The organism is Pseudomonas sp. GW456-L12, assembly GCF_059424045.1.
In genome coordinates, this window is record NZ_JBWKZA010000015.1 from 96,648 (window position 1) to 111,900 (window position 15,253).

Consider the following 15,253-nt stretch of genomic DNA (forward strand, 5'->3'; position numbering starts at 1 on the left):
CAAGCCAAGCTGTTACAAGAGCGCCGTGTTCCCTTATCGGATATGCGGCGTTTTTCGTTTAAGACAATGCGACAACTCAAGTCACTGGCCTAGCGACGGAGCGATCTGGCCAGCAGCACGGCTTTGCTTACCCTGACATGAAGTTCGGCTATTTCTTCTGTTGTCAGGCTCCGTGCCGGTTCGCCGCTGACCCAGGCGCCCTGGTTGTTGTAGGTGACGGTTTTGGTTTCTCCGTCGTTCACGCTGATGGTGTAAGGATTGGACAGAGTGCTGGGGATTAACGAGCCCGCTGTCTGGCCTGGGCCGAACCATAATTGAAACTCGTTCTTGGGTGTCATGGTAGCGACACCTATATTCATGCCGCCTGAACAGTTCACCCAGAGATTGAGTCCGGTAGAGTCCAATAATATTTCGCTGGGGTTGGCCGAAAGTTCGTTATTTATTGAAACATCTCCTGGCGTGCCACCGTTCTTTGCAGGGCTGAATACACCGTACTTAGTCAGGGTGGTTATCTGGCCGGTGTTGATGGGCAGGTTCTTTCCGCCTGAAGTAAAGTTGACATCTCCCTCTTGCACGGGCGTATTTGTAAAGTTGACCATGTAAGAGTCATTGGTGATATTGAAGACGTTCTTATATTGATAGGACGGCTGGTTGGGTGCGGCGAAGGGGGGCTTTGCAAACCAGATGACGGTGAAAGTACTGTTTACTTTCTTCGCCAGATAGAGGCTGTAGTTGTTTACCTTTTGGGCAACAAGTTGATCTTCTTCGATATAGATGATGATGGTCTGTTTGCTCATGGCTAATCTCACGTTCATCCCGTGGATGATTTCGGTGCAGAGTCTCGAGTCCTGCTGGCCGGGTTCGACGCCATCAACAAAAAAACCCTGTAGATCGGCGATATACAGGGTTTTCTTGTTTGAGCGGCGTTTGCGAGCGAAAGACTGCCAAGGGTATCGCGTGGTGCTCTGCGTCCTTCGCGCAACCGATGCTCGAGCCCGTCCCGCGGACTATGCCGCGATCCCGGCCCTGGCGTGAAGTGCCTTGATTTCAGCAGCGCTCAGGCGTTTGGCCGGTTCGCCGGTCACCCAGGTTCCACTGTCGGTGTAGGTAATGGTGATGCTGCCGCCATCCTGCAGGGTCACCACATAGGGGTTGGACAGGTTGGTGGCGATCAACGAACCGGTTTCCTGAATGTTGCCGAACCAGACTTGGTATTGGCTTTTTGGTGTCAGCGTCGCAGTACCGATGTTCATGCCGCTCTGGCGATTCACCCAGATGTTATTGCCGTTGGAGTCCAGCAGGATTTGATGTGGATTGCCTTGCAGCAGGTTGTTGATCAGCACGTCCGAGGGTACGCCGCCATTCTTGGCCGGGGTGAACACACCATTGGCATCGAGGGTGGTGATCTGGCCGGTACTGATCGGCAGGTTCTTGCCGCCGGAGGTGAAGGTGACATCGCCACTGCTGACCGGGTCATTGGTGTAGTTGACCATGAACGACGGGGTGGTGACATCGAAAGTGTTTCTATATTGGTAACTAGGGTTGTTGACGGTGGCAATAGGTCCTTTTGATTGCCAGATGACAGTGAAGTCATTGTTTACTTTCTTGGCCAGATAAAGGCTGTAGTTGTTGTTTTTTTGTGCAATCAACTGCTGTTCTTCGATGTATAGAATTATTTGTTGGCTGCTCATTTCTTGAACTCCATTTCGAATAGATTGAAACATGGATTTTGTAACGGTCTTTGCAACTACGTAGTGGCCTTTTGTCTCAACTGCGCAGTCATCAGTAAACATAGCATGCAAAAAATTGAACTATAGAACTATTGGCTATTGTCTTTGGTGCTGTCTGTATTGCGGAAATTCAATGTTTTGAATCGTGCTGGCTTATCATGTGTTTATGTGCGCAGTTAGACAAAGTTCTGTCGGGAGTCTGGTTTTTGGCACAAGGAAGTTGGCCGGTGGCGCTGATATATAGCGATTGGCAACTATCTTTATCGCTGAAATAAAAACGCCCAATGCAGGGCATTGAGCGTCTTGAATAGTGCAAGGGCTGGCCGTTCAGGGGCCGGTATCTGTTTATGCCTCTTGCAAGACCGCCTTCACCGCCGCTACCGAGCGCTCGACATCACCCTTGCTCATGGCCGTGAACATCGGCAACGAGACGATCAGGCGTCCCACCCGTTCCGCCACCGGGAACATCCCCTCCTTGAAACCGCGCTCGCGGTACAGGCTCAGCAGGTGAATCGGCGGGTAGTGATAGCCGATGCCGATCCCGCGCTCCTGCATCTGCTCCATAAAGGTCGCCCGCGCCGGTTTGCCGTCATGCCGCTCCGGCAGTACCAGCTGGAACAGGTGCCAGTTGCTGTTGCCGAAGTCCGCCGGGGGCAGCTGGGCGCCGTAGCGGGTTTCGAAGTCGCTGCCCAGGCATTCGAAGTAATGCCGGGCCAGTTCGCGGCGATGAGCGGTGAGGGTTTCGAGGTGGGCGAACTGGCCCAGGCCGATGGCGGCCGCGACGTCGGTCATGTTGAATTTGCCGCCCAGCACGTCCACGTCCAGGCCGTCGAAGCCATGTCGGGTCACGCCCTGCAGTCGATACTTCTCCGCCAGGCGAGCCTCTTCGGCGGTGTTCAGCACCAGGGCGCCGCCTTCGCTGCAGGTGACGTTCTTGTTGGCCTGGAAACTGAAAGAGACCAGGTCGCCGCCAGCGCCGATGCGCTCGCCATTCCAGCTTGAGCCCAATGCCTGGGCGGCATCTTCCACGACCCGCAGGCCGTGCTTGCGCGCCAGGGCGTAGAGGCGTGCCATATCGACCGGCAGGCCGGCGAGAAACACCGGGATGATGGCCTTGGTCCGGGGCGTGATGGCTGCTTCCACCTGGGCCAGGTCGATGTTGCGGGTGATCGGGTCGATGTCGGCGAACACCGGGGTGGCGCCGACTTCGAGAATCACGTTGGCCGTGGCCACCCAGGAGATCGGCGTGGTGATGACTTCATCGCCAGGGCCGATGCCGGCGATACGCAGGGCGATCTCCATGGTGCAGGTGCCGGAATTGAAGGTGCGCACCGGGCGCCCGCCGCAGTACTGCGAGAGTTGCGCCTCGAAGGCCTGGACCTTGGGCCCGCTGGTGATCCAGCCCGAACGCAGCACTTCGCCTACGCTGGCGATGGTGGCTTCATCGATGGTGGGTTTGGAAAACGGCAGGAAAGGCAGCTGGCTCATGACGATGGGATACTCGATAAACAGTGGTCGAGGCAGGGCGGCGGGCCGCGCCGGAGTCGAGCATCATGCTACCGGTTCGCCCGGGGTGCCATACCGTCGGCGTGCGGGATCGGCTGCTATGCTGCTTTGACCGTGTTCCATCGACGCCGAGCGCCGCCTGAGAGAGAGCCCGTCATGTCCCAGTTGCCGTCCTTGAGTCAGTTACGCGATCCCAATGCCTTTCTGCGGCGTCACCTCGGGCCCGACGCCGCCGAGCAGCAAGCGATGCTCGACAGCCTGGGCCTGGGCAGCCGGGTCGAGCTGATCGAACAGACCGTGCCGCCGGGCATCCGTTTCAACCGTCCGCTGGACCTGCCGCCAGCGCTGGACGAGCAGGCCGCCCTGGCCAAGCTGCGCGGTTACGCCGAGCAGAACCAGGTCTGGACCAGCCTGATCGGCATGGGTTATCACGGCACCCTGACCCCCACGGTGATCCTGCGCAACGTGCTGGAAAACCCCGGCTGGTACACCGCCTACACGCCCTACCAACCGGAAATCGCCCAGGGCCGGCTCGAAGCCCTGCTCAATTTCCAGCAACTGACCATCGACCTCACCGGCCTGGAGCTGGCCAACGCCTCGCTGCTGGACGAAGCCACGGCCGCCGCCGAAGCCATGGCCCTGGCCAAGCGCGTGGCCAAGTCGAAAAGCAATCTGTTCTTCGTCGACCAGAACTGCCATCCGCAGACCCTCTCGGTGGTGCAGACCCGTGCCGAAGGGTTCGGCTTCGAACTGGTGGTCGACAGCCTAGACAACCTCAAGCGGCACCAGGTGTTCGGCGCCTTGTTGCAATACCCGGACACCCACGGCGAGATTCGCGACCTGCGGCCGCTGATCGATCACCTGCACGCGCAGCAGGCGCTGGCCTGCGTGGCGGCCGATCTGTTGAGCCTGTTGCTGCTGACGCCGCCGGGCGAGCTGGGGGCCGACGTAGTGTTCGGTTCGTCCCAGCGCTTTGGCGTGCCCATGGGCTACGGCGGGCCCCACGCAGCGTTCTTCGCCAGCCGCGAGGAGTACAAGCGGGCGATTCCGGGACGGATCATCGGCGTGTCCAAGGATGCCCGGGGCAACGTGGCGCTGCGCATGGCCCTGCAGACCCGCGAGCAGCATATCCGCCGCGAGAAGGCCAACTCGAACATCTGCACCGCCCAGGTGCTGCTGGCCAATATCGCCAGTTTCTACGCGGTCTATCACGGCCCGGAAGGCTTGCGGCGCATCGCCCAGCGCGTCCATCGCCTGACCTGCATCCTTGCCGCCGGCCTTGAGCGCAAGGGCATCGAGCGGCTGAACCGGCAGTTCTTCGACACCCTGACGCTGGAGGTCGGCGGTAGCCAGACGGCCATCATCGAGAGCGCCAAGGCCGCGCAGATCAATCTGCGGATCCTCGGACGCGGGCACCTGGGCCTGAGCCTGGATGAAACCTGCGACGAGAGCACCGTCGCCCGGCTGTTCGATGTGTTCCTCGGCGCCGACCACGGGCTGGACGTCGCGCAACTGGATGCTGAAACCCTGGTCCCGGGCATCCCCCAGGACTTGCTGCGCAGCACGTCTTACCTGAGCCATCCGGTATTCAACAGCCATCACAGCGAAACCGAGATGCTGCGCTATCTCAAGCAGCTGGAGAACAAGGATCTGGCGCTGAACCAGTCGATGATCCCGCTGGGCTCCTGCACCATGAAGCTCAATGCCAGCAGCGAGATGATCCCCATCACCTGGCCCGGCTTCGCCAACCTGCATCCCTTTGTCCCGCCGGAACAGGCCCTCGGCTATTCGCTGATGATCGAGGAGCTGGAGCGCTGGTTATGCGCCATTACCGGCTTCGATGCGATCTGCATGCAGCCCAACTCCGGGGCCCAGGGCGAGTACGCCGGGTTGCTGGCGATCCGCAAATACCACGAGAGCCGCCAGCAGGGAGAGCGCAATATCTGTCTGATTCCCGCCTCGGCCCACGGCACCAACCCGGCCTCGGCGCAGATGGCCGGCATGCAGGTGGTGATCGTCGATTGCGACGCCGCCGGCAACGTCGACCTGCAAGACCTGAAGGACAAGGCGCAGATTGCGGGCGAACACCTGGCGTGCCTGATGGCCACTTATCCTTCGACCCACGGGGTGTACGAAGAGGGCATCAGTGAGATCTGCGAGGTGATCCACAGTCACGGCGGCCAGGTGTACATGGACGGCGCCAACCTCAATGCCCAGGTCGGGCTGACGCGGCCGGCCGATATCGGCGCCGACGTTTCCCACATGAACTTGCACAAGACCTTCTGCATTCCCCACGGCGGCGGTGGCCCGGGCATGGGGCCGATCGGCGTGCGGGCGCACCTGGCGCCGTTCGTGGCCAACCACCCGGTGGTGGCCATCGACGGGCCGCTGCCGCAGAACGGCGCGGTCAGCGCGGCGCCCTGGGGCAGCGCGAGCATCCTGCCGATCAGTTGGATGTACATCGCCCTGATGGGCCCGCAGCTGGCGGATGCCAGCGAGGTGGCGATCCTCTCGGCGAACTACCTGGCCGAACACCTGAGCGGGGCCTTTGCGGTGCTCTACAGCGGGCGCAATGGCCGGGTCGCCCACGAATGCATTCTCGACCTGCGGCCGCTCAAGGCGCAGACCGGCATCAGCGAAGAGGATGTGGCCAAGCGTCTGATGGACTACGGTTTTCATGCGCCGACCATGTCGTTCCCGGTGCCGGGCACGCTGATGGTGGAACCCACCGAAAGCGAGTCCAAGGCTGAGCTGGACCGTTTTATCGAGGCCATGCTGAGCATTCGTGCCGAAATCGCCCAGGTCCAGGAAGGCAACTGGCCGGCCGAAGACAACCCGCTCAAGCGCTCGCCCCATACCCTGGCGGACATCGCTGGGGTCTGGGAACGGCCCTACAGCATCGAGCAGGCAGTGATCCCCAGCCCCCACGCCAGGGCGCACAAGTACTGGCCGACGGTGAACCGGGTCGACAATGTCTACGGCGACCGCAACCTGTTCTGCGCCTGCGTACCGGTGGATGCCTATCGCTGAGCTCGAACGGCGGGCAAAAAAATGCCGCTCTCGTGAGCGGCATTTTTCGTTGCGTCAGCCTGGCTACAGGCTGGCGGTCACTGGGCGACGGCGTTTTTCGCCAGGATCGCGTTGGCCAGCTCCATGTCGGTGGCCTGCAGGCCTGGGTTGTCGGCCCGGACTTTCTGCATCGCGGCTTCCAGGTACGGACCGCGGATGTTGCCTTCGCTGGCGACGAAGCTGCTGGCGTCGTCCTGGGCGGCGCCGATCAGCTTGTGATCCTTGGAAGTCAGGTAGGTGGACGCGGTGGTGGCGCCGGTGGAAAGGATGTTACGCCAGAAGCTGTCGGCCATTGCCGAACCTACAGGCAGGGAAAGCAGGGCCAGGGTGGCGACAGCTGTTTTGAGACGCATGGTGGGTGACTCCAACTAGGGGGGAAAACTGAGCCCTTTGATAGGCGTTGGCCCGATTGAGTTCCCTGCTGCTCCAACAAGCTTTCGCCTGTGTGGACGGGGGCTGAGCGGTACTTCGGCGTTGAGTCGGCGCACTGGAACGCAGCAGTCGCATTTGTCACCATGGGCGACTTTCTCGACTGCACGGATGCTTGCCTTGATTTTTGGCGCGATGATGTATGGAACCCTGCTGAACCTGGTGTTGCTGTCCTTTATCGGACTTCCCTTGCTGTTGATTGCCTTGCTCATTCCGGCCTGCCGACACCGGATGCGTCGTCAGCCCCTGCACTTCGGTGTGCTTGCAGGGGTATGCGTAATCATCGTGGTTTGCGTACTGTGGAAAATCCACCGGGACAATCAACTGAATAAGGCGCACCACCCGCAACTTGAGCAGGACGTACAGCTTGATGGCCTGCAATTGCCCGCAGGTGCCAAGCTGAATCTGAGAACACTTGAACCCCTGGATGCGCAAGGCCGGCCGCAACCGCATGGACTGCGCAGCCTCTTTTACGCCGAATTCGCTGCACCACACAGGATCAACGGTGTGGAGGTTACAGAGTTGCAGATGTACGGCAGCGGCCCTCTCTCAAAAATGCTGCTGAGCCGTGACCAGGTCGTTGCGGGCTGGCCTGCGCCGGCGGCACCTGGGTAACGCTGGACATTGCCGACGCGGACCGCTTGCAGCCCAGTCGCTGGCGCTTCTCTGCCTGCACCCTGGTGACCGGGGCCGATGTGGCCGGGGTGAAGTGGCCGGACTCCAGCGAGGTCAGGCAGTACGACGGCAGGTTCAGCATCGACACCATCGGTCTGGCTTCACCGGCGGTGGTTATCCAGGGGATAGCGCTGTCGGACCTGAGCCTGGACCTCGACGAGCAGCGGCAACCCGGACGTTGGCGCGGGCAACTGGCGCAAGACCTGACCCTGGGCGATTGGCACTACCCCCGCGGCATGAGGGTTCGCCAGGACACGCCGGGGACCCTGATGTTCAGCCCGAGCAAGTCGGACTGCGCGCAGAACCTGCGTACGGGGGAAGCGCTCGACGCCGGGCGCTCGATACAGCAACGCCGTGATAACGGAGCGGTGCTGTGGATCAAGCCCAATGCCGGATTGGGTGTCGCCGACTGGTAGCGGGCCGCTGCGGGCTGTCGTCGGTGGTATCTTTTCACGGGTGGCCCGGGCCCTTCTTACAACTGAAAACGCGTCACCGAGGTCTGCAAGGTGGCGACGGAGCGCTCCATGTGTTCGACCGTCGTCGCCAGTTCATGCATGGCCTGGCTGTTGCGTTGCGCAACCTGATTGATCATCTCCACCTGTTGCGCCACTTCACTGCTGGCCTTGGACTGCTCGCCGATGGTGTGGGAAATCTCCTCGACCATCAGCGCCGAGCGTTGCGCGCCTTCGCGGATTTCGTTGATCGAGGTGCCGGCCTGCTGGGCCATGCTCACCCCGTCGTTCACCCGGCTGACCCCGGTTTGCATGCTGCGCACCGCCTGGCTGGTGGTTTCGCGGATGCGCTCGATCATGCCGGTGATTTCCCGGGTCGATTGCGCCGTGCGCCCGGCCAGGCTGCGCACTTCGTCGGCGACCACGGCGAACCCGCGCCCGGCCTCGCCGGCGCGGGCTGCCTCGATCGCGGCGTTCAGGGCCAGCAGGTTGGTCTGCTCGGCGATGCTGTTGATCACCTGGATGATCGAGTGGATTTCCTCCGAGGATTGGCCAAGGGCGGTGATGCTTTGCGACGACTGATTGACCGCCTCGGCAATATGGGCCATGCCATCGACCACCCCAAGGATGACCTGGCCGCCGCTGCCGGCGAGGGATTCCGACTGTGCCGAGATGTCCTGAGCGTTACGCGCATGCTCGGCCACCTGGGCGATATTGCCGATCATCTGCTCCATGGCCGCGGCCATGCTGTTTGCGCCCTGGGCCTGCTCGTTGGCCCCGCTGGCAATGCCCTGGGAGGTCTGGCTCAGGTTGTGGGAGGTGCCTTGCAGGCCTTCGCTTTCGCGGCGAATGGTGGTGATCATGTCCCGCAGGTTGTTCTGCATCTCGCCCAGGGCTTTTTGCAGCTGCCCGGCCTCGTCGTCGCTGTCGACGCTGATCGGCAGGCTGAGGTTGCCCTGGGCGATGGCCCGGGCCGTGGCAACCGATTTTTCCAGGGGACGCAGTACCGAGTGCAATAACCGGCGAGTCAGCAGGCAGAGCGCCAATACGGCCAGCAGGCTGCCGCCAACCAGCCACCAGCCGGCCTGGCGCACGGCTTTTTCGCTGGCTTCGCGAGCCTGCGCGGTACTGGTTTCGATCTTGCTGCTCAGGGTCTCGTTGCGGCTTTCCACCTCGCTGAAGCTCTTGGCGAACGCCGGCATTGCCGCGCGGGCGGCGACAGGGTCGCGCAGCGCCTGTTCGGCAATCTGTTGCGCGGCGCCAATGTAGTTTTCCAGCACCGGCTGCAGCTCGCCGATGGCCTGGCGAATGTCCGGCGCCAGGGGCAGCCCGGCATTTTCCGCGAGGGCCTTGCGGAACCATTCGCCATGTTCGCGCAGGTCGCTTCTGATCTGCTCGCCCTCGCTGGCAGTGCCGGGCTGGCTGGCGAAGGCGGCCAGCACATCGGCCCGCAGCGCGTCGTGCATCATGTCGGCTTCCAGGTGATTGCGCAGCGCGCTGGCATTGAGCTGGCTGTCCGCCAGCGCTTGCGCCAGTCGCACCTGGCCCCACCAGCCGATGCTGGAGACGAGTGCGATGGCCAGCACACTGACCGCTCCGGAGACGATCATTTTCTGACGGATGTTCATGCCCGTTCCCTGCTCGCTTGGACGTGTGCCTAAGCGTAGTCCAGAGGCACGGGAAGCCACTGGCGAGGGGCCTTATCGCTGCTCGCTTTGTGGCGTGACCCGCAATATTTCTTCGAGGGTGGTCAGCCCGGCCGCGACTTTCTGCGCTCCGGACAGGCGCAGGCTGCGCATGCCTTCCAAGAAGGCCTGGCGGCGTATGGCGAGCAGGTCGGCGTCGGCGCTGATCAGGGCTTTGAGGCTGTCGCTCAACTGCATGATTTCATACACCCCGGCGCGGCCCCGGTAGCCGGTATCGCGGCATTCCAGGCAGCCGGTGGCGCCGTGGGCATGGCTGGGCAGCGGTGCCTGCCAGGGCCGGGTCAGGCTTTGCCAGTCGCCTTCGTCCAGGGTCAGCGGGGTCTTGCAGTGCGGGCACAGGGTGCGCACCAGGCGCTGGGCCATGACTCCCAGCAGCGTGGCCTTGATCAGGTAAGGCGCGACGCCCAGTTCCAGCAGGCGGCTGATGGCGCCGGGCGCGTCGTTGGTGTGCAGGGTCGACAGCACCAGGTGGCCGGTGAGCGCGGCCTGGATCGCCATCTCCGCGGTTTCCAGGTCGCGGATCTCGCCGATCATGATGATGTCCGGGTCCTGGCGCATCAGCGCGCGCACGCCGCTGGCGAAGGTCAGCTCGATGTTGTGCTGGACCTGCATCTGGTTGAACGCCGGCTCGACCATCTCGATCGGGTCCTCGATGGTGCAGAGGTTGACCTCCGGCGTCGCCAGCTTCTTCAGGGTGGTGTACAGGGTGGTGGTCTTGCCCGAACCGGTGGGGCCGGTGACCAGGATGATGCCGTTGGGCTGGCGGGTCATTTCCTGCCAGCGCCGCAGGTCGTCGCTGGAGAACCCCAACTGGTCGAAGTCCTTGAGCAGCACCTCGGGGTCGAAGATGCGCATGACCATTTTTTCGCCGAAGGCGGTGGGCAGGGTCGACAGGCGCAATTCCACTTCGCCGCCTTCCGGGGTCTTGGTCTTGACCCGGCCGTCCTGGGGTTTGCGTTTTTCCGCGACGTTCATCCGGCCCAGGCTTTTCAGGCGGCTGACCACGGCCATGGTGACCTGGGGCGGGAACTGATAGACGTTGTGCAGCACCCCGTCGATGCGAAAGCGCACGGTGCCTTGTTCGCGGCGCGGCTCGATGTGGATATCGCTGGCCCGTTGCTGGAACGCGTACTGGAACAGCCAATCGACGATGTTGACGATGTGCGCGTCGTTGGCGTCGGGCTCCTGATCGCTGGCGCCGAGGTTGAGCAGTTGTTCGAAATTGCCCGGGGCGTGGCTTTTCTGGTCGGCGCTGGCGCCGGTGACCGACTTGGCCAGGCGGAAGAACTCCACGGTCAGGCGCTGGATTTCCACCGGGTTGGCCACCACCCGCTTGATCGGCAGTTTCAACACGTGGGTCAGGTCGGCTTCCCAGGCACTGACGTAAGGCTGGGCGCTGGCCACCGTGATGGCCTCGGCGTCGATCGACACCGCGAGGATCTTGTGGCGCTGGGCGAAGGCGTAGGACATCAGCGGGGTGACGGCGGCGACGTCGATTTTCAGCGGGTCGATGCGCAGGTACGGCTGGCCGGCCTGTTGCGCCAGCCACAGGGTCAGGCTTTCCAGGTCCAGGCGCCTGCCGGGCCGGCTGAGGTCTTCCAGGTGCTGGCTGGCGAGAAACTCCAGCGGATGCAGCTGGCTGTTGGCGGCATTACGACGGGTGGTCAGGGCGTGTTCGGCCGAGTCCTGGCTGATGAAACCCTGGGCGACCAGGTCGCGCAGCAGGTCGTTGAGATCCAGCCAGTGGTCCTGGGTAACGAGAGGAACGGACATGCGGGCTCCTTGTGAACAATCCGGCAGCAGGCGGGTTAGATGCGCCTCTGACCACGCAATGCCAAGAATAGTCCCGGGATGACGACCGCCAGTCGCCCAAGCGTTGCAGGGTTTTGCCTGGCGCCCTCAGCCGGCGGCCTGCAACGGCTCGCGCTCGGCCAGTTGCAGCTGTACCGAACACACGCTGATCAGGTTGCGCAGTTTTTCCGCGATGACCTGGGCGCGGTGCCAGCTCAGGCCGTCGAGCAGCACTTCCATCAGCAACGAGCCGTCCTGCTGTTGCACCTGGACTTGCTGTGGCAGCAGGGACTGCAGGGCGAAATGATTGAGCACCCGGCACAGCACATCGGCTTCGGCGTCGGTGACCAGTTGGTAATGCACCCGGCAATGGGTGTTGGCGACATTCCACACATCGGCGCGGGAACTGACGGCTTCGAGAGAGGGCATGGGGTTCTCCAGATCAATGGAGAAATTTTTACATTCGGTTGCGGGTATTTTTTATCTAAGATGAACGTATTTTCCGGATTATCGAATTGGATAATTCGTCTTTAAAGATTATTGAGGGTTTTCTATGCATAGCGAGCTGGACGCTTACGACCGCCGCATCCTGGCGCTGCTGCAAGAGGACGCTTCGCTGTCCAGCGCGCAGATCGCCGAGCAGGTGGGCTTGTCGCAGTCACCTTGCTGGCGGCGGATCCAGCGGCTCAAGGAGGAGGGGGTGATCCGTGGCCAGGTGACCTTGCTCGACCGCAAGAAGATCGGCCTCAACACGCAGATCTTCGCCGAGGTCAAACTCAACGCTCACGGCCGTTCCAACTTCACCGAATTCACCGAGGCGATCCGCGGTTTTCCGGAAGTGCTGGAGTGTTATGTGCTGATGGGGGCGGTGGATTTCCTGTTGCGCATCGTCACGGCGGACATCGAGGCGTACGAGCGTTTCTTCTTCGAGAAACTGTCGATGGTGCCGGGGATCCAGGAAGTGAATTCGATCGTGGCGCTGTCGGAAATCAAGTCCACGACCAGCCTGCCGGTCCTGCGTTGATGCAGTTGGCGCTATCGCGAGCAAGCTCGCTCCTACAAGGGGTTACCGCGAACCTGTAGGAGCGAGCTTGCTCGCGATCAGGCCGTTACATGCGCAGCAGGGTTTTCCATGCGCGGTTCTGGAACACCGTGATCGCCTGTTGCTTGCGGGCATCCAGGGTTTCGTCGGTGATCGGCTCGTTGGCCAGCTGCGCCAGCTTGTTCAACTCGCCGTATAGGCGGTCCAGCTCCGGGATTTCCAGCACGCTGCGCGCGTGATGCAACCAGGACTGGATGCGTTCGATGCGCGGCAGTTGCTCGGCCAGGTCTTCCGGTTGCTGCTGGTAGCGTGGCAGTTGCAGGGCGCTGGCTTCGTCGGCCAGCAGGCGCGGCAACCAGCTGCCCAGTTGCGCCGCACCCTGGCGGTTGCCACGGGTATTGCGCTCGGCGGTCCAGCTGCGGGCCAGCAACCAGCGCGAGGTGTTCAGCGAGAACAGGCCCCAGCGCACGTCCTGCAGCTCTTCGATGAACTGCTCGGGCGCGGCCTTGCGCACGTCTTCGTCGTCCAGGCCGGCTTGTACCAGCGGGCGCCAGTCTTCCAGCAGGCCGTCCAGCGACGCGCGCAACTCGGCGGTCGCCTGGCGCGGCGCGGCCTGGCCCAGGCTGCTGACCAGGGCGCGCAGTTCCGCCAGGTTCTCGACCCAGTCCTGCAGCAGGCGCCAGTGACCGTTGAAGCGATATTGCTCGGCCAGGCGCTGGCTGCTGCCCAGCAGGTGCCAGGTCAGCGCCGCGAAGGCGTCGTCCAGCGGCGTTTGCGCGCTCAGCTCCGGAGCGGGCAGGCTCAGGGAGTAGCTGTTGGCGTCGAACAGGCGGTAGCCGCGCTCGGCCTTGCTGATATCGCAGGGCATCAGCGGCAGGGTGGCGGCCAGCTCGGCGGCCAGCTCCAGCAGGGCGGCCGGTTCGCCTTCGCGCAGTTCCAGTTCCAGCTCGCAGATCTCTTCCTTCTGCTTGCCGGCGATCACGTGGCCCAGGTCCAGGGCGGCTTCGATCACCACCTTGGCCTTGCCGCGGCCCCAGGCGATTTCCGCGCGCTCGCGGACGAAATCGGTGGTGAAGATCGGCTTGAGGGTCTTCTTGTCCAGCTCGGCCAGTTGCTCGGGCCAGCATTCGCCGTCGAGTTTCTTCAGGTCGAGCTTGGCTTTGGCCAGGTGCCAGTCGTACTCGTTGCGTTCCGACAGGCCGGCGACGCTCTGGCCGCGGGTCTTGAGGGTCTGGATCACTTCTTCGCCGTCGCGGCGCAGGCGCAGGGCGACCTTGGCGCGGGCCAGGTCGCGCTCGGGCGTGTCGAAGTACTGGTTCATCAGTTCGCGGTGTTCCCAGCCACTTTTGTTGCGTTTTTTCAGGAGCGGGTGCTCACGCAGGGCGGCGAGGGTTTCGCGGCTGACGCGGAGTTTGATTTCGGTTTCTTTCTGCATGGCCGGAAAATCCAGGATCGGGAGCGCAGCCGGGGGAAATGTGTGGCTGCCAAGGCCGTGCAGTGTACAGGACTCGCCGCGTCGAGGTGCCGTGGCGGTTTATTCCTGTCGCAGGATGGCTCTATGATGGACTTCATCTTGGAACCCGGGAGCCAGCGCATGCCATTGCCGTCCATGAAAGAGCAGTTCGCTGCGCTGATTGCCACACCTTCGGTCAGCTGTACCCAGCCGGCGCTGGATCAGTCCAATCGTGCGGTCATAGACCTGTTGGCGAGCTGGCTCGGCGACCTGGGTTTTGCCTGCGACATCCAGCAGGTCAGCCCCGGCAAGTTCAATCTGCTCGCCAGCTTCGGCAGCGGCCCCGGTGGCCTGGTGCTGGCCGGACACAGCGACACCGTGCCCTACGACGGCGCGTTGTGGCAGACCGACCCGCTGAAGCTCACCGAGGTCGACGGACGCTGGGTCGGCCTCGGCAGCTGCGACATGAAAGGCTTTTTCGCCCTGGTCATCGAGGCGGTCCGGCCGCTGCTGGACCAGCCTTTCAAGCAGCCATTGCTGATCCTCGCCACCTGTGACGAGGAAAGTTCCATGGCGGGCGCCCGCGCCCTGGCCGAAGCCGGCCGGCCATTGGGGCGCGCCGCGGTGATCGGCGAGCCGACCGGGCTGCGGCCGATCCGCATGCACAAAGGCGTGATGATGGAGCGCATCGATATTCTCGGGCGCAGCGGCCATTCCTCCGACCCGAGCCTGGGCCATAGCGCCCTGGAAGCCATGCACGATGCCATCGGCGAACTGCGCGGCCTGCGCCTGGCGTGGCAGCGCGAATTCCGCAATCCGCAGTTCAGCGTGCCGCAGCCGACCCTGAACCTTGGGTGTATCCACGGTGGCGACAACCCGAACCGGATCTGCGGTCAGTGCTCGCTGGAGTTCGACCTGCGGCCGTTGCCGGGCATGGACCCGCAGGCGCTGCGCGCGGCCATCCGACAGAAGCTGGTGCCCGTGGCCGAGCGGCATCAGGTGAAGATCGACTATGCGCCGCTGTTCCCCGAAGCGCCGGCCTTCGAGCAGGCCGAAGACTGCGAACTGGTGCGGGTGGCCGAACGCCTGACCGGCCATCGCGCCGAAGCAGTGGCGTTCGGCACCGAAGCGCCTTATCTTCAGCGCCTTGGCTGCGAGACAGTGGTACTGGGCCCGGGCGACATCGCCTGTGCTCACCAGCCGGGGGAATACCTCGAAATGTCACGCTTGCAGCCTACCGTGCATCTACTACGTGAACTGATTAACCATTACTGCCTGACGCCGGCCTGATTTCTACTAAATCACCGACGGCCAAGCCCGTACCTCAAGGAGAGCGAGCGTGTCGCCAAGCCTGTTCCGACGATAACCACCAGCCCGCTGTGCGTTTTCCCGTTTCGTCC

At 62.8% G+C, this 15,253-nt stretch carries 13 protein-coding genes and 1 pseudogene; 5 read left to right on the top strand and 9 right to left on the bottom strand.

The features are described from left to right. Positions 1-89: 89 nt before the first annotated feature. From AC07Y9_RS19360 to AC07Y9_RS19370, 3 genes are all read right to left on the bottom strand, one after another. Positions 90-797, bottom strand: coding sequence for a hypothetical protein (locus tag AC07Y9_RS19360; protein WP_102678951.1), 708 nt, complete (start codon positions 795-797; stop codon positions 90-92). 210 nt (positions 798-1,007) lie between these two features. Next, entirely contained in the window at positions 1,008-1,691 is a 684-nt protein-coding gene (locus AC07Y9_RS19365; protein WP_007928255.1) for a hypothetical protein, read from the bottom strand. 384 nt (positions 1,692-2,075) lie between these two features. After that, a complete protein-coding gene (locus tag AC07Y9_RS19370) occupies positions 2,076-3,218 on the bottom strand; it encodes a DegT/DnrJ/EryC1/StrS family aminotransferase (protein WP_101336234.1) in 1,143 nt (380 codons plus the stop codon). Positions 3,219-3,392: 174 nt separating this feature from the next. Between AC07Y9_RS19370 and gcvP the strand changes: the two genes are divergently transcribed. After that, positions 3,393-6,266, top strand: coding sequence for an aminomethyl-transferring glycine dehydrogenase (gene gcvP, locus AC07Y9_RS19375; RefSeq protein ID WP_102678888.1), 2,874 nt, complete (start codon positions 3,393-3,395; stop codon positions 6,264-6,266). Between the two features lie 77 nt (positions 6,267-6,343). Here gcvP and AC07Y9_RS19380 read toward each other — a convergent pair whose 3' ends face one another. Next, on the bottom strand, positions 6,344-6,658 hold the full coding sequence (locus AC07Y9_RS19380; RefSeq protein ID WP_007928261.1) for a DUF2388 domain-containing protein: 315 nt from the start codon (positions 6,656-6,658) through the stop codon (positions 6,344-6,346). A 187-nt stretch (positions 6,659-6,845) separates the two neighbouring features. Here AC07Y9_RS19380 and AC07Y9_RS19385 point away from each other — a divergent pair, with 187 nt between their 5' ends. Next, entirely contained in the window at positions 6,846-7,349 is a 504-nt protein-coding gene (locus AC07Y9_RS19385; protein ID WP_256580874.1) for a hypothetical protein, read from the top strand. 26 nt (positions 7,350-7,375) lie between these two features. After that, complete coding sequence (locus AC07Y9_RS19390; protein WP_256580873.1) at positions 7,376-7,825, top strand: hypothetical protein; 450 nt, start codon at positions 7,376-7,378, stop codon at positions 7,823-7,825. A 56-nt stretch (positions 7,826-7,881) separates the two neighbouring features. On the opposite strand, the gene AC07Y9_RS19395 is transcribed toward AC07Y9_RS19390, so the two are convergent. From AC07Y9_RS19395 to AC07Y9_RS19410, 4 genes and pseudogenes are all read right to left on the bottom strand, one after another. Then, positions 7,882-8,745, bottom strand: coding sequence for a methyl-accepting chemotaxis protein (locus AC07Y9_RS19395; RefSeq protein ID WP_404943233.1), 864 nt, complete (start codon positions 8,743-8,745; stop codon positions 7,882-7,884). Further along, positions 8,737-9,489, bottom strand: a pseudogene (locus tag AC07Y9_RS19400) (HAMP domain-containing protein); the annotation flags it as partial. The pseudogene AC07Y9_RS19400 and the gene AC07Y9_RS19395, both read right to left, overlap by 9 nt. 72 nt (positions 9,490-9,561) lie before the next feature. Then, positions 9,562-11,340 carry a type IV pilus assembly ATPase TfpB gene (gene tfpB / locus AC07Y9_RS19405; protein ID WP_102678886.1) on the bottom strand — a complete coding sequence of 593 codons (1,779 nt, stop codon included), beginning with the start codon at positions 11,338-11,340 and terminating at the stop codon, positions 9,562-9,564. Positions 11,341-11,466: 126 nt separating this feature from the next. Then, positions 11,467-11,787, bottom strand: coding sequence for an ACT-like domain-containing protein (locus AC07Y9_RS19410; RefSeq protein WP_009046101.1), 321 nt, complete (start codon positions 11,785-11,787; stop codon positions 11,467-11,469). A gap of 124 nt (positions 11,788-11,911) precedes the next feature. On the opposite strand from AC07Y9_RS19410, the gene AC07Y9_RS19415 reads away from it, so the two are divergent. Further along, positions 11,912-12,382 carry an Lrp/AsnC family transcriptional regulator gene (locus AC07Y9_RS19415; protein ID WP_007928270.1) on the top strand — a complete coding sequence of 157 codons (471 nt, stop codon included), beginning with the start codon at positions 11,912-11,914 and terminating at the stop codon, positions 12,380-12,382. A gap of 85 nt (positions 12,383-12,467) precedes the next feature. On the opposite strand, the gene AC07Y9_RS19420 is transcribed toward AC07Y9_RS19415, so the two are convergent. Beyond that, complete coding sequence (locus tag AC07Y9_RS19420) at positions 12,468-13,835, bottom strand: CYTH domain-containing protein (protein WP_102678885.1); 1,368 nt, start codon at positions 13,833-13,835, stop codon at positions 12,468-12,470. Positions 13,836-13,994: 159 nt separating this feature from the next. On the opposite strand from AC07Y9_RS19420, the gene argE reads away from it, so the two are divergent. Then, positions 13,995-15,143, top strand: a complete 1,149-nt coding sequence (argE, locus tag AC07Y9_RS19425; protein WP_037035237.1) for an acetylornithine deacetylase — start codon at positions 13,995-13,997, stop codon at positions 15,141-15,143. Positions 15,144-15,253 lie beyond the last annotated feature (110 nt).

What these genes read in the sequence shown, in the direction of transcription:
- AC07Y9_RS19360 (WP_102678951.1), bottom strand. Translation starts at nt 797, where the DNA reads ATGAGCAAACAGACCATCATCATCTATATCGAAGAAGATCAACTTGTT.
- AC07Y9_RS19410 (WP_009046101.1), bottom strand. Translation starts at nt 11,787, where the DNA reads ATGCCCTCTCTCGAAGCCGTCAGTTCCCGCGCCGATGTGTGGAATGTC.
- AC07Y9_RS19365 (WP_007928255.1), bottom strand. Translation starts at nt 1,691, where the DNA reads ATGAGCAGCCAACAAATAATTCTATACATCGAAGAACAGCAGTTGATT.
- AC07Y9_RS19380 (WP_007928261.1), bottom strand. Translation starts at nt 6,658, where the DNA reads ATGCGTCTCAAAACAGCTGTCGCCACCCTGGCCCTGCTTTCCCTGCCT.
- AC07Y9_RS19385 (WP_256580874.1), top strand. Translation starts at nt 6,846, where the DNA reads ATGCTTGCCTTGATTTTTGGCGCGATGATGTATGGAACCCTGCTGAAC.
- argE (WP_037035237.1), top strand. Translation starts at nt 13,995, where the DNA reads ATGCCATTGCCGTCCATGAAAGAGCAGTTCGCTGCGCTGATTGCCACA.
- tfpB (WP_102678886.1), bottom strand. Translation starts at nt 11,340, where the DNA reads ATGTCCGTTCCTCTCGTTACCCAGGACCACTGGCTGGATCTCAACGAC.
- AC07Y9_RS19370 (WP_101336234.1), bottom strand. Translation starts at nt 3,218, where the DNA reads ATGAGCCAGCTGCCTTTCCTGCCGTTTTCCAAACCCACCATCGATGAA.
- AC07Y9_RS19415 (WP_007928270.1), top strand. Translation starts at nt 11,912, where the DNA reads ATGCATAGCGAGCTGGACGCTTACGACCGCCGCATCCTGGCGCTGCTG.
- AC07Y9_RS19420 (WP_102678885.1), bottom strand. Translation starts at nt 13,835, where the DNA reads ATGCAGAAAGAAACCGAAATCAAACTCCGCGTCAGCCGCGAAACCCTC.
- gcvP (WP_102678888.1), top strand. Translation starts at nt 3,393, where the DNA reads ATGTCCCAGTTGCCGTCCTTGAGTCAGTTACGCGATCCCAATGCCTTT.
- AC07Y9_RS19395 (WP_404943233.1), bottom strand. Translation starts at nt 8,745, where the DNA reads ATGCAGAACAACCTGCGGGACATGATCACCACCATTCGCCGCGAAAGC.